Origin of the sequence: Phaeovulum sp. W22_SRMD_FR3 (assembly GCF_052113705.1) — a bacterium.
GTDB lineage: Bacteria > Pseudomonadota > Alphaproteobacteria > Rhodobacterales > Rhodobacteraceae > JBGQOG01.
The window spans coordinates 71850-93884 of sequence record NZ_JBGQOG010000008.1 but is presented as its reverse complement, the minus strand read 5'-3'; the positions used below and the strand labels follow the sequence as shown (position 1 = coordinate 93884).

19 protein-coding genes are annotated in these 22035 nt (G+C 65.1%); 14 read left to right on the top strand and 5 right to left on the bottom strand.

All coding sequences use genetic code 11. The features are described from left to right. Positions 1-261: 261 nt before the first annotated feature. Entirely contained in the window at positions 262-1686 is a 1425-nt protein-coding gene (locus ACEN2S_RS12360; RefSeq protein WP_441866461.1) for an alanine/glycine:cation symporter family protein, read from the top strand. Between the two features lie 69 nt (positions 1687-1755). Here the strand turns inward: ACEN2S_RS12360 and ACEN2S_RS12355 are convergent, their stop codons facing one another. Next, entirely contained in the window at positions 1756-2634 is an 879-nt protein-coding gene (locus ACEN2S_RS12355) for an asparaginase domain-containing protein (protein WP_441866460.1), read from the bottom strand. A gap of 3 nt (positions 2635-2637) precedes the next feature. After that, complete coding sequence (locus tag ACEN2S_RS12350) at positions 2638-3363, bottom strand: aspartate/glutamate racemase family protein (protein WP_441866459.1); 726 nt, start codon at positions 3361-3363, stop codon at positions 2638-2640. 123 nt (positions 3364-3486) lie between these two features. On the opposite strand from ACEN2S_RS12350, the gene ACEN2S_RS12345 reads away from it, so the two are divergent. From ACEN2S_RS12345 to ACEN2S_RS12335, 3 genes are all read left to right on the top strand, one after another. Then, positions 3487-4368: a helix-turn-helix domain-containing protein gene (locus tag ACEN2S_RS12345; protein WP_441866458.1), complete on the top strand. Its 882-nt coding sequence runs from the start codon at positions 3487-3489 to the stop codon at positions 4366-4368. Between the two features lie 185 nt (positions 4369-4553). Beyond that, positions 4554-5591 carry a DUF475 domain-containing protein gene (locus ACEN2S_RS12340; RefSeq protein ID WP_441866457.1) on the top strand — a complete coding sequence of 346 codons (1038 nt, stop codon included), beginning with the start codon at positions 4554-4556 and terminating at the stop codon, positions 5589-5591. A 74-nt stretch (positions 5592-5665) separates the two neighbouring features. Beyond that, complete coding sequence (locus ACEN2S_RS12335) at positions 5666-6922, top strand: Hsp70 family protein (protein WP_441866456.1); 1257 nt, start codon at positions 5666-5668, stop codon at positions 6920-6922. Positions 6923-6939: 17 nt separating this feature from the next. Here ACEN2S_RS12335 and ACEN2S_RS12330 read toward each other — a convergent pair whose 3' ends face one another. Next, positions 6940-8286, bottom strand: a complete 1347-nt coding sequence (locus tag ACEN2S_RS12330; RefSeq protein ID WP_441866455.1) for a chloride channel protein — start codon at positions 8284-8286, stop codon at positions 6940-6942. 382 nt (positions 8287-8668) lie between these two features. Then, positions 8669-9490 (bottom strand): IclR family transcriptional regulator, encoded by an 822-nt coding sequence (locus ACEN2S_RS12325; RefSeq protein WP_441866454.1) that lies wholly within the window; start codon positions 9488-9490, stop codon positions 8669-8671. Positions 9491-9617: 127 nt separating this feature from the next. Between ACEN2S_RS12325 and ACEN2S_RS12320 the strand changes: the two genes are divergently transcribed. After that, positions 9618-11069 (top strand): NAD-dependent succinate-semialdehyde dehydrogenase, encoded by a 1452-nt coding sequence (locus ACEN2S_RS12320; RefSeq protein WP_441866453.1) that lies wholly within the window; start codon positions 9618-9620, stop codon positions 11067-11069. A 132-nt stretch (positions 11070-11201) separates the two neighbouring features. Here ACEN2S_RS12320 and ACEN2S_RS12315 read toward each other — a convergent pair whose 3' ends face one another. Then, complete coding sequence (locus tag ACEN2S_RS12315; protein WP_441866452.1) at positions 11202-12152, bottom strand: sugar-binding transcriptional regulator; 951 nt, start codon at positions 12150-12152, stop codon at positions 11202-11204. 182 nt (positions 12153-12334) lie between these two features. Between ACEN2S_RS12315 and ACEN2S_RS12310 the strand changes: the two genes are divergently transcribed. From ACEN2S_RS12310 to ACEN2S_RS12270, 9 genes are all read left to right on the top strand, one after another. Next, a complete protein-coding gene (locus ACEN2S_RS12310) occupies positions 12335-13276 on the top strand; it encodes a sugar ABC transporter substrate-binding protein (protein WP_441866451.1) in 942 nt (313 codons plus the stop codon). Between the two features lie 65 nt (positions 13277-13341). Continuing rightward, a complete protein-coding gene (locus ACEN2S_RS12305) occupies positions 13342-14847 on the top strand; it encodes a sugar ABC transporter ATP-binding protein (RefSeq protein ID WP_441866450.1) in 1506 nt (501 codons plus the stop codon). Next, the gene (locus ACEN2S_RS12300) at positions 14844-15839 is read left to right on the top strand and encodes an ABC transporter permease (RefSeq protein WP_441866449.1); all 996 of its coding nucleotides are present in this window, start codon (positions 14844-14846) and stop codon (positions 15837-15839) included. Before ACEN2S_RS12305 ends, ACEN2S_RS12300 begins: the two co-directional genes overlap by 4 nt. 15 nt (positions 15840-15854) lie before the next feature. Then, a complete protein-coding gene (locus ACEN2S_RS12295) occupies positions 15855-16904 on the top strand; it encodes a thiamine pyrophosphate-dependent dehydrogenase E1 component subunit alpha (RefSeq protein WP_441866448.1) in 1050 nt (349 codons plus the stop codon). Between the two features lie 10 nt (positions 16905-16914). Next, the gene (locus tag ACEN2S_RS12290) at positions 16915-17910 is read left to right on the top strand and encodes an alpha-ketoacid dehydrogenase subunit beta (protein ID WP_441866447.1); all 996 of its coding nucleotides are present in this window, start codon (positions 16915-16917) and stop codon (positions 17908-17910) included. Further along, positions 17910-19436, top strand: coding sequence for an alpha/beta fold hydrolase (locus ACEN2S_RS12285; RefSeq protein ID WP_441866446.1), 1527 nt, complete (start codon positions 17910-17912; stop codon positions 19434-19436). Before ACEN2S_RS12290 ends, ACEN2S_RS12285 begins: the two co-directional genes overlap by 1 nt. Beyond that, entirely contained in the window at positions 19429-19764 is a 336-nt protein-coding gene (locus ACEN2S_RS12280) for a carboxymuconolactone decarboxylase family protein (protein WP_441866445.1), read from the top strand. Before ACEN2S_RS12285 ends, ACEN2S_RS12280 begins: the two co-directional genes overlap by 8 nt. A gap of 27 nt (positions 19765-19791) precedes the next feature. Further along, positions 19792-21282, top strand: coding sequence for an FGGY-family carbohydrate kinase (locus tag ACEN2S_RS12275; protein ID WP_441866444.1), 1491 nt, complete (start codon positions 19792-19794; stop codon positions 21280-21282). Further along, complete coding sequence (locus ACEN2S_RS12270) at positions 21279-22028, top strand: SDR family NAD(P)-dependent oxidoreductase (RefSeq protein WP_441866443.1); 750 nt, start codon at positions 21279-21281, stop codon at positions 22026-22028. The genes ACEN2S_RS12275 and ACEN2S_RS12270 overlap by 4 nt, the downstream gene beginning before the upstream one ends. Positions 22029-22035 lie beyond the last annotated feature (7 nt).

Sequence of the window (22035 nt, the reverse complement as noted above, 5' to 3'; positions counted from 1 at the left end):
GGGCGGCGCGGGGCGGTTGGGCCCTCCTCCGAGGCACCCTCGCCGCTGTCGGCCGCGCCGAGGGCCGGGCCGCGTCGTCATAATTTGCGCGAACTTGCGCCAAAAGGGCGCAAAGGCGCGCCATTCGCGTCAGATCAGCGAAATTGCCTCAGGGAATTGTTGCACGATGATGGCGCATTGCTGATCCTCGGGGGGGCGACAGGACCCGATCGGCCTTGGCCGGCAGCACGAAAACAACGCTCAAAGTGGCGGGAGGGACGAATGGAAACAATCAGAGATTTCTTTGGGGTGATCGACAGCCTCACCTGGGGATGGGCCTTGATCCCGATCCTCGTGGTGTTTGGTGTGTTCATCACCATCATGACCGGTTTTGTGCAGCTGGAATATTTCGGCCGCATGTTCGGCGTGCTGCGCAAGGACAGCGAAAGCAGCGATCCGAACTCGATCAGCGCGCGGGAGGCGCTGCTGGTCTCGGTGGGCGGCCGCGTGGGTGGCGGCAATATCGCGGGCGTTGCAGTGGCGATTTCGCTGGGCGGGCCGGGGGCTGTGTTCTGGATGTGGGCCATTGCCCTTGTCGGGATGGCGACCAGTCTGATCGAGTGTACGCTGGCGCAGCTGTTCAAAAGCTCGAACGGCGACGGCACCTTTCGGGGCGGTCCGGCCGATTACATCCTCAAGGGCCTGGGCAAGGAATACCGCTGGCTGGCGGTGATCTATGCGATCTGCCTGATCGCGGCTTTTGCTTTGGGGTTCAATGCGTTCCAAGGCAACACCTTTGCGGGCGCGGTGCATGACAGCCTGGGGATTGACCGTCTGTGGACCGGCATTTTGCTGGCGATCATCTCGGGCTTTATCGTTTATGGCGGGATTCACCGGATTGCCAAGGCGGCCGATCTGATCGTGCCGATCATGGCGGTCACCTATCTGGCGATGGCGCTGGTGATCATTGCGATGAACATCACCGAATTGCCGCGCGTGCTTTATGATATTGTCACCAACGCTTTCGGTCTGAACGAAGCCGTAGCGGGCGGCATGGGGGCGGCCATCGCGCAGGGCCTCAAGCGGGGCCTCTTCTCGAACGAGGCCGGGCTCGGCTCGGCCCCGAACGTGGCGGCCACGGCAGATGTGCGTCACCCGATGAGCCAGGGCATCACGCAGAGCTTCTCGGTCTTTATCGACACCATCGTGATCTGCTCCTGCACCGCCTTCATCATCCTGCTCTCGGACGTATATGTGCCGGGTGCCGAGGGCGTGGACGGCGTGGCGCTGACCCAGCAATCGCTGGCCTCGCATTTCGGGGATTGGTCGAAATACCTGCTGACCTTCGCGATCCTGCTCTTTGCCTTCTCCTCCATCATCTACAACTACTATCTGGGCGAGAATGCACTGGCGGTGCTGAGCAAACATCCGGCGGCGCGGCATGTGCTGCGGATTGCCGTGGTGGCGATTGTCTTCCTCGGGGCGACGGCGCCGGGCGCGACAGCGGTGTTCTTCTTCTCGGATCCGATGATGGGCGTTCTGGCGCTGGTCAACCTGATTGCGCTGATGATGCTCTTCCCGGTGGCGATGCGCGTGCTGCGCGACTACCGCCAGCAGCTGAAGGCGGGCGTGGTGCAGCCGGTCCTCGATCCGGCGAAATTTGCCGATCTGGATCTGGACCTGACCGCGTGGAAGCCGCGGGGCTGATCCGGCACCCGTTGCCTGAAAAGAAAAGGGGCCCCGCCGGGCCCCTTTTGCAATTCCGTCAGCCTGCGATCAGATCAGATCGAGCCAAAGCCGGGCCAGGGCGGCCTCGGGGGTCAGGGTGCCACCGTTGATCACCCGCGCATGCCAGAGCGCCGCGCCCGCCGCATAGGTGCCGGGTTCCAGCCCGCCCGCCTCGCATTGGCTGACCGCCACCAGCTTGCAGCCCTGGGCGATGGCCGTGGCCAGAACGCAGGCCAGGGCCGGATCATTGCGCATCGTGCCACTGCCGAACACCCGCAGCACCGCCCCGTCGAGGGGGGCCAGCATCGCCGCCAGCGCCGTGGCGCTCAGACCCGGCGTCAGCGTCAGGATGGCCAGCTCGCGGGGGGCAAAGCGCCTGGGGCCAAAAACGCTGTCAATGCAGGGCAGATCCGGCACTTCGCGAAACGCATCCGCCTCGGAGGACTGCGCCTTGACCACCGCGCCTGCCCGCATCTGCTGGCCCGCAAAGGCCAGCCAGACACCGGGCGCGGCGGATTGTGCCAGCTCCAGCGCCAGCGCCAGATTGGCCTCGGCATCGCCGCCCATCTCCAGCGGCACCATCGCCCCGCAGAGCACCACCGGCACCGGACAGCCCGCCAGCGCGGCCTCCAGCGCGGCGCCCGTGTAGGACATGGTGTCGGTGCCATGGGTGATGATCGCGCCGCAGAGTCCGCCCTCGGCGCCGCGCAGGGCCGCCGCGATCGGGTCGATCATCTGGTTCCAATGCGCCGGGCCAATATCGGCACTGTCGAGCAAAGGATCAAAGCTGATCACCTCCAGCGTCACCCCCTCCGGGGCGATACGGTGCAGGGCCGCCTCCAGCAAACCCGGGGCAGGGGCGAGGCCGTCCGGCCCCGGCGCCATGCCGATGGTGCCGCCGGTATGGATGACAAGGATCTTGCACATGTCTTAATCCTGTTTCTGCATGTCTTGGGGCAAGGCCCGGTTCACCAGCGCCTCGGCCACCAGATCGGTGACATCCAAAAGCTGTTTGTCGGTTGCCATAGTGGCAATCAGCGGCAGTTCTGTACAGGCGAGCAATACGGTAGGCTCCTGCAATTCTGACAAAATATGCGCCAGACGCGGGCGCAATTCGGTGGCCTCGGATCCCAGACGTTTGATGTCTTCGATCAGGCTGTGGACAGGGCCGGTCCCGGCGGGGGTTTCCACGGTGAAATCGGCGGTCAGGTCGCGGTAGACCGACCAAGGCCCCAGCGATTGCACCGGCGCCGCCCCCAGCAGCGCCACCCGGGTCAGCCCGCGCGCGCGCAGCGCCGCACGGATCACCTTGGGGAACGAGACGAACTCGGCCGCCAGCCCCAGCGCTTCGATGCGCGGCGCGTACCAGTTCAGCGTGTTGCAGGCGATGGCGTAGCAATCCACCTGCGGCGCGAGGGCAAGGATCGTGGTCCGCAAGGTTTCCCAGACCGCCTCTTCATGCGCGGCAAGGTCCATCGACAGGCCAAGCCGCGGCTCGGACACCACCACCACCCGCGGCGCGTCGAGATCGCCGCGATAGGCCGGGCCAAAGGCCGCCTGATTGGCGCGGATGACTTTGGACCACAGGTCCACGCCCGCTTCCGGGCCGGACCCCGCGATGATGCCGATGGATTTGCGTTCAGACGTGCCGGACATGGTTCCCCCCTTGGTTCCTTCCTGCCTATCCGGCAGGCCCGCCGCTTGACAATTCCGTTCCTGAGGCCAATTTGGTGCGATCTTGCGCGGAAACCGCGCCGAAGCGCGACAGGCCTGACCCCGATGACGGATTTCTCCCAGAATTTGCGGCTTTTGTGCAGCTATCGCCCGTCGATTTCCACCGTCGGCCGCGATCTGGGGATCAACCGGTCGCAGCTGAACCGCTATCTCTCGGGTGCATCGGCACCGCGGCCTGCCTTGATGCAGCGGATCTGCGACTATTTCGGCGTTGAGCCGCATGAGATCATTTTGCCCGCCGAGGATTTCGCGCGCATCCTGCGGCCGCGGCAGCTGGACAGCGGCGGGCTGTCGGGTGACACGCTCTCGCGGCAGTTGCGCAGCCATTTCGACCGGATCATGCAACATGCTGACCCGCGCGCCCGTCAGCTCTCGGGCACCTTTTTTGAATATTACTATTCGATGGCACAGCCTGGTACGGTGCTGCGCTCCCTCGTCGCGTTTGAGGCCGAGGGCGAGCATATGTTCTACCGCCGGCTGGAGCGGATGGGGCCGCATGATCAGCCCTGCCAGCGGCATTACCGCTATCAGGGGATGGTGCTCCTGACCGGCGACCGGATCTTCATGAACGATTATGAATACAGCGCCGGGATCGAGATCACGCAAACGGTGCTTTTCCCGGATTACTCCTACCGCTGGACGGCGCTGCATGGGGTGAAGATCGGCGTTTCGGCCAACCGCGAACATGCGCCCTGCTGCGTGCGGGTCTATATGGAGCGCACGCCGCCGCGCACGCGGATGGTCAGCAATCTGCGCCGCTGTGGCCTGTTTGCCGCCGACAGTCCCGAGATCCCGGATTATGTGCTCCCGCTGATCTCGAACCGGGATTCCGGCGAGTTTGCCTTTATGGCGCATGGCGATCCCGGGGCGGCAACCGTAGGGCAGGCAGGCCGCCGCCACGCAAGCCCGCCCGGCCCGTCGAGGTAAATCCTGACGGGCGGATCTGGCACGGTATGGCAACCGTGCCACAATTGCGGCGCGCAATGACGCGCCGCCGCTTGTCGCTGCGGGGGCGAGTGCCTATCTCGCAATGCAGACTGCGCCAATGCCCTGAAGCCTGACACCCCGCAACCTGAGCCACGGGTCGCCTGCGACCCCCCCCGGAGATGATCATGACGCCTGCCTTCCGCTATTTCCGCTGGCCGCTGATCGTCACCTTTCTGGGCCTCGTGCTGGCGTTCTGGCTGGGCATTCAGTTGACGGACAGCTGGGGGGGCGGCTTTTCCTTTCTGATGGTGGGCGCGGTGCTGGCGGTGCTCGAAATCTCGCTCAGCTTTGACAATGCCATCGTGAATGCCAACAAACTCAAAGACATGACGCCGATCTGGCAGAAGCGGTTCCTGACCTGGGGCATCCTGATCGCGGTGTTTGGCATGCGGATCGTGTTTCCGCTGCTGATCGTGGTGGTGGCGGCCAAGCTGGGCCCGATCGAGGCGGTGCGGCTGGCCGCGCTGCATCCGGCGGATTACGCCCGGATCATCGGCGAGGCACATCTGTCCATCGCGGCCTTTGGCGGCGCATTCCTGATGATGGTGGGGCTCAGCTACTTTGTCGATGACGGCAAGGATGTGGACTGGTTCAAGATGCTGGAATGCCGGATGCGCAGCTGCGCCAGCGTCCGGGGTCTGGAAATTGCGCTGGTGCTGGGCGTCACGGCCTCGGTGGCGCTGGCCTTGCCGGGTGCTGCGCGGGCCACCTTTCTCCTCTCGGCGGTCTTTGGTCTGCTGACCTTCCTGATGGTCGAACTGTTGGGACATCTGCTGGATTCCGGCAATGCGACGCAGATGGTGGCGCGCGGCGGTCTGGGGGCGTTTCTCTACCTTGAGGTGCTGGATGCCTCGTTCAGCTTTGACGGGGTGATCGGGGCGTTCGCGCTGACGCAGAACCTGTTTCTGATCGCTATCGGCCTTGGCATCGGCGCGATGTATGTGCGTGCGATGACGGTGATGCTGGTCGAACGCAAGACGCTGTCGGAGTTCCGCTATCTTGAGCATGGCGCTTTCTGGTCGATCCTGATCCTGTCCTTCATCATGTTCGGGCAGGTGCTGTGGCACATTCCCGAAGTCGTCACCGGCCTTCTGGGGGCCGGGCTGATCGGCCTGTCGCTGGTGTCTTCGATCCGCCACAACCGGCAGGAAAGCCGCGCCTGATCCTGCCCGATCCCGCTTTACAACCGAGAGGCCGGGCAGTATCCCCCCGGCCTCTCGCCGTTGAAGGAACCCCCATGTCCGCCGCCTATTACGGAATCGATTTCGGCACGTCGAACTCAACGATTGCCCGGGCGGATGCCGGGGGTGCCATGCTCCTGCCGCTGGAAGGGTCGCATGAAACCCTGCCCTCGGCGGTGTTCTGGGAGGAGGACGGCGGCGCGCCGCTCTTTGGCCGCACCGCGATTGCGGCCTATGTCGAAGGCTTTGACGGGCGGCTGATGCGCGGGCTGAAAAGCACGCTCGGCTCCTCGCTCATTCAGGAGCGTACGCGGGTCGGCAAGCGCAATCTGGCCTTCACCGAGATCATTGGTGCGTTTTTCGGCCATCTGAAGGCCCGGCTGGACGCGCAGGCCGATGCCCCGGCGGAGACGGTGGTGCTGGGCCGTCCGGTGCATTTCGTCGATGATGACGCCGCAGGCGACCGCGCCGCACAGGATGTGCTGGAAGAGATCGCCCGCGCGCAGGGCTTTCGCAACATCGATTTTCAATACGAGCCGATCGCCGCGGCGCTGCATTATGAGCAAAGCCTGACGGCGGAAGAGCTGGTGCTGATCGTCGATATCGGCGGCGGCACCTCGGATTTTTCCATCGTCCGCGTCTCGCCCGAGCGGGCGCAGCAGGCCGACCGGCAGGCCGATATTCTGGCCAATGACGGCATCCGCGTCGGTGGCACCGATTTTGACCGGCTGCTCAGCCTGTCACAGGTGATGCCGCATCTGGGCCTGAATTCGGGCATGGCGCAGGGCAACGGGCTGATGCCGCGGCATTACTTCAACGACCTGGCGACATGGCACCGGATCAACACGCTCTATACCCAGCGGGTTGAGAATGATCTGAAGGCGCTGCGGGCGCTGGCGGCGCGCAAGGATCTGCTGGATCGGATGATCCGGGTGATCCATACCCGCGCCGGGCATTCGCTGGCGCTGGCCACTGAAAAGGCGAAAATCGCCCTCTCGGCCGAGGCAGAGGCGCGGATCCGGCTGGCACCGCTGACCGGGGGCCCGGATGCCGATGTGCGGCGCGAGGTCTTTGAGGCGGCGGTGGACATGCCGATGGCGCGGATCGGGCAGACCATTCGCGGCCTTCTGGCAGCGGTGGGGCTGCAGGCCGACCAGATCGGCACCGTCTTTCTGACCGGCGGCTCCAGCTCACTGCCGGTGCTGCATGCGGGGGTGGCCGAGGTGCTGCCGGGCGTGCCGCGGGTCACCGGCGATCTCTTGGGCAGCGTCGGCACCGGCCTTGCGCTGGACGCGCGGCGCAAGTTCCGCTGACAGCGGGCGGGTGGGCCTCAGCCCGCCTCGCTGGATTTGGCATCCTGTGCGCGGCGCGCGCGCAGCGCATCGGCCAGCCAGAGCCGCGAGAGACCGTGATAGAGCGGTTCTGGCGCCAAAAGCCGCGAGATGCCGTAGCCCAGCATGGCGGCGGCCATCACCGGGATCACATGGCGTTGGGTGCCGGTCATTTCCATCACGATGACAAAGGCGGTCATCGGCGCCTGCACCACACCGGCAAAATAGCCCGCCATGCCGAGAACGGCGGCAAAACTGACCGAGGTGCCGAGCAGGATGCCAAGCGTGCTGCCAAGCCCGGCCCCCACCGCAAGCGAAGGGGCAAAGAGGCCGCCGGGAATTCCCGACAGGGTCGAGGCAAGCGTTGCCACAAATTTTGCCCCAAAGAACCACAGAGGCAGTCCGTCGCCCTCAACCGCGCCCCGCGCTTCCGCGTAGCTGGTGCCAAAGGTCGATCCGTCGCTCAGCAGGCCGACGGCGGCGACCAGAAAGCCCGCACCGCCCGCAATGGCAACGATTTTCAGGATCGGCCGCGCCGGACGCCAGCGCCGCAGCGCGCGGGTCGTGCGCAGTACCGCCGTTGAGAAACCGGCCCCCAGCAATCCGCCACAGAGGCCGCAGGCCAGCACGATCCCGGCATCCGCCGGGAAATCAGACTCGGCCATGGCGATGCCGTAATAGGTGTAGCTGCCCGAAATCGCGAGCGCCGAGACCCCTGCCAGCACCACCGTCGACAGCACCAGCCCATTGGTGCGCGCCTGATAGCTGCGCCCCATTTCCTCGATCGCAAAAACAATCCCGGCCAGCGGCGTGTTGAAAGCCGCCGCAATCCCCGCGGCAGAGCCCGCCAGGATCAGACCGCGCGCATAGGGCATCTTGCCGATGCGTGCCGCGGCCAGCATGATCGCGGCCCCCACCTGCACCGTCGGCCCTTCGCGCCCGATCGAGGCGCCAAAGGCCAGCCCCCACAGGGTCAGCAAGACCTTGCCCACCGCCAGTTTCAGCGTCAGATAGATGTTGCGATCAGCGCCCTCGAGGTGGCGCGCGGCAATCGCCTGCGGAATGCCGCTGCCCTGCGAACCGGGGAAATACCGCCCCGCGACCCAGCTGGAGGCAATCATCGCCAGCGGCAAGATGATCAGCAGCCAGGGCGTTGTGCCGCCATTTGAAAACCGGGCGAAGAGTTCATGGGCATAATCCGAGGCCCGTGCAAAAAACGTGCTGGTCAGCCCGACCAGCACCGCCCCAATCCAGAAAACCAATCGTGCGCGCCATTGCTTGCGGCTGATCACCAAAGCGCGGGACCGGCGAAACAGCGGCGTTTGTCGATGGTCATTGTGCTGCATCGCAGCCCCCGGAGTTGATGCTCAGTTTCGGTCAACGGCGGCTTTGCCGGTGAAAGGCGGGCATTTCATCTGAAAATACGGCCCGTCACACAGACATTCGCGTCATCCCCTGTGTTTCACCGATGGGATCGGGATTCAACTCGATTGCGTGGTCAGCACAGGATTGTCCGTCCATCTCCGCACAATCGCGGCGCGGCGCGCAGAAAACGCGCTGAAAAACAATCGCGCGCGCCCCGGTCTGGCGCGCGCGATCTGTGTCATTTCGAGTGTTTGGGGGCCCGCATCGGGCCTGTTCCGACCCAGCGTCATCCGGGCCCGGGCCGTCGGCACCACGGGCAAGGCATTGAAGGGCGGCGGTGCGACATGCCTTTGCTGCCCCTTGTTACAGCCCGACGAAAAGCCCTGACATTGCAGAGAATTTATGCGCGAAAGCGCCGATTGCCGCGCCCGCATGGGCGATCGTCTCGGGCCGGGCCTCGGTCGCGGTCATCGACAGCGCCGCGCCCGCAACCGGGCGCCCGTCCGGCCCCAGAATGGCGGCGCCAAGGCAGACCATTCCTTCGCGCACCTCCTCGCGGTCAATCGAATAGCCGCGGTCGCGGATCCCGGGCAGCTGGCCCTGCAGCGCCGCCGCATTGGCCACACTGTTGGGGGTCAGGGCGGCGGGCCAGGCGGCGCGCAGCATCGGCGCCAGTTCCGCCGCAGGCATCCGCGCGGCAATCGCCTTGCCGGTCGCGGTAAAAACCCAAGGCAACCGCATGCCGATGCGAAAGGTGATCCCCAGCGGCACATCCGCATTCCGGCAGGCGAGGTAGAGCACCGATCCGCCGCTGTCGAGCACCGACAGGGTCACCGTGAAGGGGGCCAGAGCAGGGACTTCCTCAAGCAGCATCCGGAACGTGCCCGACAGATCTTCGCGGCCGATCACCGCCCCCGCCCAGGGCAGAACCGCGCTGCCGATGGCAAATTGCCCGCGCTCTTCGCGCAGCACTTTCAGCGCGCAGAGCGTCTGGCACAAACCATGCGCCGAGCTTTTCGGCAGGCCGAGCGCGCGGGCGATCTCCGCCAGCGTCGCACTTTTCGGCCCATTTGCCAGATGGTTGAGGATCATCACCGCCCGCGCCACCGCGGGCACGAGGCGCATAGCGTCAGCATCTGCGGCCGCAAGGCGGGTCATATCGGGCGCGGCGTCGGGATCGGTCATCAGGGGCTCCGCTGCTGGGCATGCCGCACAAAGGTTGACAGAGCTGCACCCCAGCGGCTAGCGTTCAATATAACAATCAATCGTTCAACCTGTTGAACAAGTCAACGCATGAATGTGGAATTTCGCAATGCTTCAGCTCTCTGACATGTCCCTTTTGAAAGATACCTGTCTGATCGACGGCGCCTGGGTTCCTGCCGCCTCGGGCGACACGCTGGCGGTGACCAACCCGGCCACCGGCGCCACCATCGGCACCGTGCCGCGGTTGTCGTCAGAGGAAGTGGCGCAGAGCATCGAGGTGTCGACACGGGCGCAAAAACGCTGGGCGGCAGAGCCTGCGATGGCGCGCGCGGCGGTTCTGCGCCGCTGGTTCGACCTGATGCTGGAGAATGTCGAGGATCTGGCGCTGATCATGACCTCGGAACAGGGCAAACCCTTGGCCGAGGCGCGCGGCGAAATCCGCTATGCTGCCTCATTCGTCGAATGGTTCGCCGAGGAGGCCAAGCGGATTTACGGCGAGACGATCCCCGCCCCGCAGGCCGACAAGCGGATCACCGTGTTGAAACAACCGGTTGGGGTGACGGCGGCGATCACGCCCTGGAACTTTCCGGCGGCAATGATCACCCGCAAGGCGGCCCCGGCGCTGGCGGCGGGCTGCTCGATGATCGTGCGCCCGGCGGATCTGACACCGCTGACCGCGCTGGCGCTCGGGGTGCTGGCCGAGCGTGCGGGGCTGCCCGCAGGCGTGCTGCAAATCGTCACCGGCAGTGCCACGCAGATCGGCAAGGTGCTGACCGACAGCCCGGTGGTGCGCAAACTCTCGTTCACCGGCTCGACCGAAGTGGGCCGCCTGTTGATGGCGCAATGCGCCCCCACCATCAAGAAGCTGTCGCTCGAGCTTGGCGGCAATGCGCCGCTGATCATCTTTGACGATGCGGATCTTGAAACGGTGGTGGACGGGGTGATGGCCTCGAAATTCCGCAATGCGGGGCAGACCTGCGTTTGCGCCAACCGGATCCTGGTGCAAAGCGGCATTCATGACGCGGTTGTCGCCCGCCTGAAAGAGCGGGTCGCGGCGCTGAAAGTCGGGAACGGCACCGAGGCGGATGTGATGATCGGCCCGATGATCGAGGAAAAGGCGATTGCCAAGGTCGAGCAGCACATTGCCGATGCGCTGTCGAAAGGGGCCGAGCTGGTCACCGGCGGCACGCGTCTGGGCGGGCTGTTCTTCGCGCCCGCGGTGGTGACCGGGGTCACCACCGCGATGGATGTCGCGCAGGAGGAAACCTTTGGCCCTCTGGCCCCGATCTTCCGCTTTGAGACGGAAGAAGAGGCGCTGCAAATGGCCAATGACACGATCTTCGGTCTGGCCGCCTATTTCTTCACCAAGGATCACAGCCGGATGGTGCGGGTTTCGGAGGGGCTGGAATATGGCATTGTCGGCCATAACACCGGGCTGATTTCCAACGAGGTGGCGCCTTTCGGGGGCGTGAAGCAATCGGGGCTCGGCCGTGAAGGATCACATCACGGGATCGATGAATATCTTGAGATGAAATATCTTTGCAGCGCCATCACCCTGTAAGGGATCGCGCAAACGCGTGGCGGCAGCGGTCGCCACGCCTTCCAGTTGCGCCGTTCTTGCGACGGCGCAGGGGCATCGCAACAGGAGGCCTGTCCCGCGCCACCTGGCCTCCGGCGCGGGGCGGCGGATTGCTCAGGGCGTCTGCGACAGCTCAATCGCCGTGTCGCCATCAATGATCAGACCACGGGCAACGCCACTGGCCAAAAAGCCCTTGGCGGCCTCCAGTTTCGAGCGGCCCGCCACCAGCGCCACCGTGCAGGTGCGCCGCAGATCCTCGAATCCCAAGGCGATGGTGCGTTGGTTCAGCGGATGGTCAACCGCGACGCCCTGACGGTCAAAAAACAACCCGTTGGTGTCCCCGACCGCCCCGAGAGCCCGCAGTTCCGCCAGGTCGCTGGCACTGATCATGCCTTGCGAGCGCAGCAACGAACCATCGCGCAATTCCCCGATCGAAATATAGGCCACGGTCGTTGCATTGGCGAGCGCCAGAGCCTGCTGCACCGATTGCTGCGAGAGAAGAATGTCGCGCGCGGCCAGCGTGTCGGCGATGAAGGGCACGGGGAGGAAAAACCCCTCGGCGCCGGTGGCGCGGGCAAAAGCATGCACCACCTCGAACGGGTTATAGGCCAGGTTTGATTGCAGCGACCCCATCAGGCTGATGAACTTGGCCTGCGGCGCGCTGATCCCGGCCAGCTGCAGTGTCATCTGCTCAAGGGTACGCCCCCAGCCCGTCCCGACAATGGCGCGCGGCGTTTCCGACAGATGGCGGCGCAAATGTGCCGCGGCGGCGGCCCCGACCGCGCGGAAGGCAAAGGGCGCCAGGATGGCATCGCTTTCGGCGCCCCCGGAGTCTTGGCCAAGCGCCGGGGTGCAGATGCAGAAATCAAGGCCATAGCGCTCGCGAATCGCTTCTTCCACCGGGAGCAATCCGACATTGGCCGGATTGATGGTGATCGACACCAATCCGCTGTCCCGCGCATCTGACAGCAGCTTGTTCACCCGCGCCCGGGTGATGCCCAAACGCTTGGCGGTCGCCTCCTGGTTGAGCCCGCCGACGTAATAAAGCCACGCCGCGCGGGCCATAAGAATTTGATCTTCCTGTGTTTCTCCGGCCTGTGGTCGCATCTGTTCGGCTCCTTGTTCTGGGGTCACTATTACAAATGTCACCACCATTGACAAATGTAATTCATCGTCGCATCACTTATGCGTCGGGAGAGGCCGACACGGGATATCGCCAGATAACTGGCTCAGGGAGGAATTAGCAGATGAAAAACCGGTTTGCCGGAATAGTAGCGGCTTGCTCGGCGTTGGCACTGATGTCGGGCGCCGCACAAGCCTTTGACCTCGCGTGGGTTCACGCCAATGCGGCGGCGCAGTCTGAGCAGCGCGTCAAGGCAGGCTTTGACGCCTGGCTGGCAGAGACGGGCAAGACGGACTGGAACGTCAGCCTGCTCGACAGCGGCGGTTCGGGCGAAGCCACGGCCTCCAACATTCAGGACGCGGCCAGCCGCGGCGTCGATGCGATCGTGATCACCATGGCCGATCTGCGCGCCAGCCGTGCCGCGCTGGATGCCGCCAAGGCCGCCAATATCCCGGTCTTTGCTGTGGATTCGGGCTATACCGATGGCGTGCTGGTCGACGTCACCACCAACAACTGGGCGATGTCCTCGGACGTGTCGGTCTATCTGCTCGACCAGCTGGGGGGCACCGGCAACATCATCTTCCTGCGCATGGCAGAGCACCACGGCACCCGCAAACGCGGCGATGTGATGGCGACGGTGCTGAAGGAATACCCCGATGTGAAGGTGCTGGCCGAGCACAACATCGACTACACTGCCTTCTTTGAAGACACCAACAAGACGATGGAAGATTACGTTGCCCGCTTTGGCAACGAAATCAACGCCGTCTGGGCGCCCTGGGATGAACCGGCGCAAGCGGCCGTCAATGTGCTGAACGCCAATGGCCTGAAGGACGTCAAGGTCATCGGCATTGACGGGCACCCGCAGGCCATCGCCGAAGTCTGCAAGCCGGACAGCCAGATGATCGCCACCGTCAGCCAGCCCTTCGAGAAGATGGGCGCACAGGTCGGGGAATGGATCCAGGAGATCGTCATCGACAAGCAGGCAGCCGATGACGTCCTGCCAGCCAAAACCGTTTATATGGACGCGCCGCTGGTCACCAAGAAGAACTGCAAAGACTTCATGTGATCCAACCCTTGGGGCAGGCATTGGCCTGCCCCGACACCGGCTTTTCAACAGGGGAGGGAGGGCGCATGGAAATCGTGCTTTCCGACATCACCATGCAATTCCCCGGCACCCGCGCGCTGGACGGGGTGAGCGCAAGCTTTCGCACGGACGAGGTGCATGGGCTGATCGGCGAGAACGGCGCCGGCAAATCGACGCTGGTCAATGTGCTGGGCGGCAGCCTCGTGCCCTCCTCGGGGCAGGTGAGGATTGACGGCCGCGCACGGCGTCTGACCTCGCCGCATGATGCCTTGATGCAGGGCATTGCCCATGTCAGCCAAGAGGGCAGTCTGGTGCAGGGCCTGACCGGCGCCGAGAATATCCTGCTGGGGGCAGAGCCACGGCGTCTGGGCGCGGTCATCCGCAAATCCGCGCTGAACGCAGAGGCGCAGGCCCTGCTCGCGCGCTGGTTCCCGCAGGTGCAGATTGATCTGCACCGCCCGGTGGGCGATTTGCCGATGGCCGACCGCAAGGTGATCGAGATTGTGCGTGCCCTGCGCGGGGCCGCGCGGCTGGTCATTCTGGATGAGCCGACGGCAACCCTGCCCGCGCGGGAGAAAGAGCAGCTTTGGGGCATCATCCGCAGCCTGCCGCAGCAGGGGGTGGGGGTGGTGTTGATCAGTCACTTCCTGTCTGAAATCAAGGCGCTGTCGGATCGCATCACCGTTTTGCGCGACGGGTGCCATGTGCGCACCGCCCTGGCCTCAGAGCTGTCGGAACATGATCTGGTCGATCTGATGCTGCGCCGCACCGGCGGCGCCAATCTGCGCGGCGCCGCTGATACCGGGAGCCGGGGCACGGTGGTGCTGGAGCTGTCGGATTGGCAGGTGGCGCATGTAAAAGTGCCGCAATTCCGGCTGCATGCGGGCGAAATTGTCGGCCTGATCGGGCTGACCGGCGCGGGCCATGTGGGCTTTGCCCGGTCCCTGCACAATCCGGCGGGCGCGCGTTGCGGCAGCCTCACTGTCGCGGGCAGTCCGCTGAAGCCCGGTACGGTGGCGCAGATGCAGGCAGCTGGCATCGCTTTGGTGCCCGATCACCGCATGGAATACGCGCTGATCGGCGAATGGACGCTGCGCGAAAATCTTGCCATGGTGCATCCGCAACATGCCGCGGTTGGCGCAGGCGTCCTGTCGCTGCGCCGTGAAGAGGCCGAGAGCCGCCGGGTGATGAACTTGCTCAACGTCAAGGCGCATGGTTCGGGCCAGCTGCTGAAAACCCTATCGGGTGGCAACAAGCAAAAGATCTCCATCGGAAAATGGCTCTATGGCGCCGACAACCGCTACCGCGTGATGATCTTCATCGAGCCGACCGAGGGTGTGGATATTGGCGCGAAGGCCGAAATCTATGCCGAGATGCGCCGCCTCGCCGCTTCGGGCGTCGGCATCATCATCGCCTCCTCCGACCTCTTGGAAATCGACTCCGTGGCGCATCGCGTCATCCCGTTCACCAATCAGCGATCCGGCCCGGAAATTGCACAAAGCGACTTTTCCGAGAGCACCTTTATCGCCGCCATTTCAGGAACCGCAGCATGAGCGATCTGACACATTCCAGCGCCGCCGACCGCCGCGACACGGTTTTGGGCGTCATCCCCAAGGATTACCTGCAACGCTACAGCACATTGGTCGTGCTGGCGCTGATGTTCGTGGTGTTTTCGGTGATGGTGGACCGGTTTCTGACGCCGCAAAACCTGCTGAACATCGCGCAACAGATCTCCATGCTGACGATCGTCGGCGCGGGCCTGACCTTTGGCTTTGCCGCCCGTGAAATGGATCTGTCAGTCGGCTTTACCGTCGGGCTGGCGGGTGTGCTCGTGCCGCTGATGCTGGTCGCCGGATGGTCATTGCCGGTGGCCTTGCTGGCAGGCCTCGCGGCGGGCTTTCTGGTGGGCGCGCTCAACGCCTTTCTGGTGACGCTGGTCGGCATCCCCTCGCTGATTGCGACGCTGGCCACGGGCTCGATCCTCTTTGGCGTCAATTTCCTGCTCACCGGCGGCCGCGCCATCTATGGCGGTCTGCCCGACAGCTTTCTGTGGCTGGGGCAGGGCCGCGTGATGGGGGTGCCGGTGCTGGCCTTTTTTATGCTCAGCGCTGTCGCGCTGGCCTGGTTCGTGATGGAGCGCACGATCTTTGGCCGCTACATCTACGCCGTCGGCGGCAATCAGAAAGCGGCGGAACTCTCGGGCGTGAAAGTGCGCCGCTACCGTGCCGCAGCCCTCATCGTCTGCGCCCTGTTCGCGGTGGTGGCGGGCACGCTTCTTTCCGCCCGTCTTGGCTCGGGCCAACCCAATGCGGGCGAGCGCTATCTGCTGGACGGCCTCGCGACGGTCTTCATCGGCATGACCATGTTGCGCCCGGGCACGGCAACTGTTCTGGGCACTTTTTACGGTGCGCTCTTCATCGGGGTCATCAACAACGGCCTCAATCTGATGGGCATGGACACTTACATTCAGTCCATCGTGAAGGGTGTGATCATCCTTGTGGCGGTGGCGGTGGTGTCGCGCAGCACCAAACTGAACCTTCTGTAAAGATCGGAGACTGACATGAACCAGCCACAGGCTGTTCAGCGGGGCGAGGCCAGTTCCAACACGGATCTGCCGCAGCTCTACCGCATGATGCGCCGCATCCGCACCTTTGAAGAACGCGTCGGCGAATTGTTCGTGCGCGGGCAATCGGCGGGCTCGATGCTGCACCTCTCGATTGGCGAGGAAAGCGCCGCTGCGGGTGTCTGTGCCGCGATGCGCGACGGCGACAAATTCACCACCCATCACCGCGGTCACGGCATCTTTCTGGCGCGCGGCGCCGATCCCGCCCGGATGATGGCCGAGATCGGCGGCAAAGAGGCGGGCTATTGCCACGGCAAGGGCGGCTCGATGCATATCGCCGATATGGGGCTGGGGCATCTGGGCGCAAATGCCATCGTTGGCGGCGGTATTCCGGCGGTGGTTGGCGCAGGGCTTGCCGCGCGGCATCACAAGACGGGGGCGATCAGCGCCGCGTTCTTCGGCGATGGCGCGACGGGGCAGGGTATCTTGTACGAAAGCATGAATATGGCCGCGCTCTGGTCGCTGCCCTGCCTCTTTGTCTGCATCAACAACCAATATGGCATGGGCACGCGGATTGATCAGGCCACCGCCAACCCGCGTTTGCATGAACGCGCGCAAGCCTTCGGGCTGGCGGCGGAAACCGTCGATGGGCTGGATGTTGAGGCCGTGGCCGAGGCGGGCCGCCGTTTGGTGGACGGCGTGAGGGCGGGCAAACCCGCGTTTTTGGTCATCGATTGCTACCGCTTCTACGGCCACGCCCGCAAAGACAAATCGCCCTACCGTGACCCGGCCGAAGAGGAAATCGGCCGCGCCAAGGACCCGGTGGCCTTCGCCCGCGCGGCGCTGATCGAACGCCAGATGCTGTCGGAAAGCGCGCTGGATGCGCTCGATGCCGAGGTGGCTTCTGAGATGGACGCCACCATTGATTTCACTGTGGCGCAGCACGAGCCGCCGCTGTCGTCGATGTTCCGCGATGTCTACGCCGTGGGCGAGCCGGAACCAGAGCCGGTGCGCACCCGGATCGACCGAATTCTGGCACGCGGCTGAGGGGACAAACATGGCACTGCAAGAACTCACTTACCGCGACGCGCTGCGCAAGGCGCTGGCGGATTCGATGACCGAAAATCCGGATGTGATCATTCTGGGCGAAGAGGTTGGCCGTTATGGCGGCGCCTATGCCGTCACCAAGGACCTGATCAAGGAGTTTGGCCCCGAACGGGTGATCGACACGCCCATCTCGGAGCCCGCGATTGTCGGCGCCGCTGTCGGGGCGGCAATGGCGGGGCTGCGGCCTGTGGCCGAGCTGATGTATGTCGATTTCATCGGTATGACGATGGACCAGCTGGCCAATCAGGCCGCCAAGATCCGCTATATGTTCGGCGGTCAGATCGGTGTGCCGATGGTGTTGCGCACACAGGGTGGCACGGGCCGCTCGGCGGGCGCGCAGCACAGCCAAAGCCTTGAGGCCTATGTGATGCACACGCCGGGCCTGCGGCTGGCGATGCCCGCCACCGTGGCCGATGCCTATCACCTGCTGCGTCAGGCGCTGACCAAACCCGATCCGGTGGTGTTCATCGAACATAAGGCCCTCTACACGCTGAAAGAAACGGTGGATCTTGACGCGCCGGTGCCCGATTGGGGCAAGGCCGCTGTGCGCCGCCAAGGCGATGATCTGGTAATTGTTACCTATTCGCGCCAGGTGCATTACGCGATGGAGGCGGCGCAGAAGCTGGCTGACCACGGCATCGAGGCGACGGTGATCGACCTGCGCACCCTCAGCCCGCTCGATTTTGACACCATCCGCACCGAGGTTGAGAAAACCGGGCGCGCCATGGTGGTCAGCGAAGGCGTGATGACCGCCGGGGTTGCCGCGGAGCTGGCGGCGCGGATCACCGAGGAATGCTTTGATTTCCTCGAGGACCCGGTGATCCGCGTGGCGGGCGAGGACATTCCCATTTCGGTGTCAACGGCTTTGGAAACCGGCTCGGTGCCCGGCCCGCAACTGATCTTTGAGAGCGCGATGAAACTCCTCTGTGCGCGGGAGGCGGCGTGATGCAGCTGATGCTGAGCATGCCACGTCTGGGCGAGACGATGGAGGAGGGCACCATTTTGGGTTGGCTGGTGCCCACGGGCACCGCCTTCAAGCGCGGCGATGCCATTCTTGAAGTAGAGACCGACAAGACGGTGGTGGAATATCCTGCCCTCGGGGATGGTGTGCTCGATGAGGTGATGGTGGGGCCGGGAGACCGGATCGCCGTTGGTGCGCCGATTGCCCGGGTCTCGGTGGAAACGGCTGCCGATTGGGTGGATGCCAGCGCGCCCGCCGATGGCGCCCCGGACGCTGCCCCCACTGCCATCCTCACCATGCCGCGTCTGGGGGAGACGATGGAAGAGGGGGTGATCGGGCAATGGCTGGTGGCCGAAGGCGCCACCTATGCGCGGGGCGATGCCAATGTGGAAATCGAGACGGACAAGACCGTCGCCGAGGTCCCGGCACTCTCTGACGGGCGCCTGCTGCGCATTCTCGCGCGGCCCGGCACCCGCGTCGCCGTTGGTCAGCCCATCGCTGAAATTGAGGGTGAGGTTGACGCCCCGGAGGCGACGCCGCCCGCATCTGTGCTGGCCGGGGCCGACGGCCCCGTGGCCCCCGAACCCCCTGCACGCGGTGATGGCCGTCTGCGCGCCACACCTCTGGCCCGCCGTATGGCGCGGGACCGAGGCGTCGCGCTCAGCAGCCTGACCGGCAGCGGACGCCGGGGCCGCATTGAGCGCAGGGATGTTGAGGATGCGGGCGGGACGGTTGCGGGCCCGGGCTGGCTGCAAACCCCCGCAGGCCGCATCGCCTATGAGATTGATGGCACGGGCGGGCGCATGCATCTGCTGATCCACGGATTTGCCGGGGACCGCAGTGCCTGGTCCGTGACGGCTGCCGCCCTGTGCCGCGCGGGCCATCGCACCGCCATTTTCGACCTGCCGGGCCACGGTGAAACCGGGGTTGAGGCGGCTGATCTCGCGGCGCTGACCGATGCGGCGGCGGCAATGGCGGCCTTGCTGCCCGGGCCGCTGGTGCTGGTCGGGCATTCGCTGGGGGCGGCGGTGGCGGTGGCGCTGGCCGCGCGGCTGGGCAGCAAGGTCACCGGCCTTGTGCTGCTGACGCCCGCAGGCTGTGGCCCGCAGATTGGCGCGGATTTCGTGCATGGCATGGCCGGGGCAACCACGGCGGGCGAGGTTGCGCATCTGCTGCGCCTCCTCGGCCCGAAGGGCGGTGCGCTCTCTGACGCTGTCTTGGCGCAGATGGCCACAGAGCTGGCACGTGGCAGACTGACACAGTTGGCGGGCGTTTTGGCCGCCCCCGAGGGGCGCCAGCGGATCGATCTGATCCGCGCCCTGCAGGCCCTGCCCGAAACCCTGCCACTGCGCGCGGTGTTTGGCACCGAAGACCGCATCGTTTCCGCCACTGACGCGCTGAACCTGCCCGCCCGCGTTGCCGTACATTTCATGGCCACCGGCCACATGCCGCAATGGGACGCCCCGCGCGAGGTGGTCGATCTGATCTTGAAAGGACACGAGAATGCGTGACGCAAAAGCAGGCCTTGCCGCGGCCAAAACCCGGCTTGGCGGCCTGGCCAAGGCGGCACCCGGTCTGATGCAGTCCTTCGCGGGGATCAGCAAAGCCGCCACCACGCCCGGCCAGTTCTCAGCCGCGCAGAAAGAACTGGTGGCCGTGGCGATCGCCATCGCCAAAGGCTGCGAAGATTGCATCCTCTATCATCTGGATGCGGCGCGCAGGCATGGGGCGGAGGAGGCCGCGCTGATCGAAGCGATTGAGGTTGCCGTCGAGATGGGCGGTGGTCCGGCGGTGATGTATGGTGCCAAGGCGTTGGAGGCCTGGCGCAGCCTTGCCTGAACGGGCGGGGTAAGGGGGGAGAAGAGAATGGCGTATTACCTGACCGCTGACGGGGGCACCGAAAGCCTGCGCGCGCGGATTTATGATCTGACAGGCACCTGTCTGGGGCAAAAAGCGGTGGGCTATGAAACCCGGTTTGCCCCCGGTGCGCGGGCCGAACAGAACCCCGAGGATTGGTGGCAGGCACTGGTCAATGCCACTGCGGGTGCGGTGGCCGCGGCGGGCATTGATGCGGCCGAGATCGAGGCGATGTGCTTTGCCACGACCAGTTGCACCGTGGTCGCGCTGGACGCACAGGGGCGCGCGCTGCGGCCTGCGCTGATGTGGATGGACGTGCGCGCCCATGCCGAGGCGGATGCGGTGCTCGCCACCGGGGATGCGGCGCTGGCGATCAATGGCGCGGGACGGGGTCCGGTCTCGGCGGAATGGATGATCCCCAAGGCCCTCTGGCTGAAACGCCATGAGCCCGAGACCTATCATGCCGCCCATACGATCTGCGAATATCAGGACTTTCTGACCCTGCGGCTGACCGGAGAACGCTGTGCCAGCCTCGATAATGCGGGGTTGCGCTGGCACTATTCCAGCCGGAATGGCGGCTGGGCCCGGGGCATCCTGTCCAAGCTGGGGCTGGAGGATCTTGAGGCGAAATGGCCCGACCGCGTGGTGCCCCCGGGCGAGGTGGTGGGCACGCTGACGCCCCATGCCGCGCATGCCCTCGGGTTGCGGCAAAGCGTCAAGGTGGTGCAGGGCGGCGCGGATGCGCTGATCGGCATCATCGGGTTGGGGGTGGCCCAGCCCGGGCAATTGGCGCTGATCACCGGGTCGTCGCATCTGCTCTTTGGCGTGACCGAGGCGCCGTTGTACGCGCCGGGCGTTTGGGGCGCCTATCCTGACATCGTCTATCCGGGCCGGTGGATTGTCGAGGGCGGGCAGACCTCGACCGGGTCGATCATCAACTGGCTGCGCCGCCTGACCGGTGGCACGCTGGATCTGGATGAGATGAACCGTCTGGCCGAGGCGCTTGAGCCGGGCTGCGAGGGGCTGATCGTGCAGGACCACTTTCAGGGCAACCGCACGCCCTTCACCGATCCGCTCAGCCGGGGGGCGCTGGTCGGGCTGACGCTGGCGCATGAGCCGCAGCACATCTTCCGGGCGATCATGGAGGGCATTGGCTTTGGCACCCGCGCCATTCTGGATGCCTTTCGGGCAGGGGGCTACACCTCGACCGAGATCACGGTGGGGGGCGGGGCGACGGCCTCGCGCCTGTGGATGCAGATCCACGCCGACACCTCCGGCCTGCCGGTGCGGATCCCGGCCTCGGCCGATGCGCCCTCAACCGGGTCCGCGGTGCTCGCAGCCTTTGGGGCGGGGCGTTTTGACAGCATCGATGACGGCATCGCGGCCTTGGTGCGGCCGGGGACCAGTATCGAGCCGCGCGCGCGCGAAACCGCGATCTATGACGAGATTTATCAACGCTACAAAGCGCTGTATCCGGCGCTGAAAGGGGCCTTGGTATGATCCGCGAGTTTGACTTGAGCGGGCGTCTGGCTGTGGTGACCGGCGGGGCCGCCGGCATTGGCCGCGCGATTTCCACGGTTCTGGCCGAAGGCGGCGCGCGGGTGGTGGTGGCCGACCGCGACGCCGGAGCGGCTGCAGCGCTGGCGCAGGAATTGGGCGGCATCGCCCTGATGCTGGATGTCACTGACGCTGCGGCATGTGAAGAGCAAGCGGCGGCGCTGGCGGCCGAACATGGCCCTGCCGCGATCCTCGTGAACAATGCGGGCATCGTGATGAACGCACCCTCGCTTGATGTCGATCTCGCAGAGTGGCGGCGGGTGATTGATGTCAACCTGCACGGCGTCTTTCACACCAGCCGCGCATTCGGACGGCATATGGTGGCGGCCGGGCGCGGCAGTGTCATCAACATCAGCTCGATCTGTGGGGCGGTGACGGTGCATCCGCAACCGCAGGCGGCCTATAATGCCGCGAAGGCGGGGGTGAACCTGCTGACCAAATCGCTTGCCGTGGAATGGGCGGGGCAGGTGCGGGTGAATGCAGTGGCGCCGGGCTATACCGCCACCGAACTGACGCTGCTTGGCCGGTCCAAGCCGGAATGGTTCAACACCTGGCTGGCGGGTATCCCCATGGGCCGCCTTGCCGATCCGCGCGAAATTGCCTTGGCGGTGGCCTATCTGGCCTCGGATGCAGCCTCTTATGTGACCGGCACCGTGCTGACGGTGGACGGCGGTTATACAGCAATCTGACAGGTGA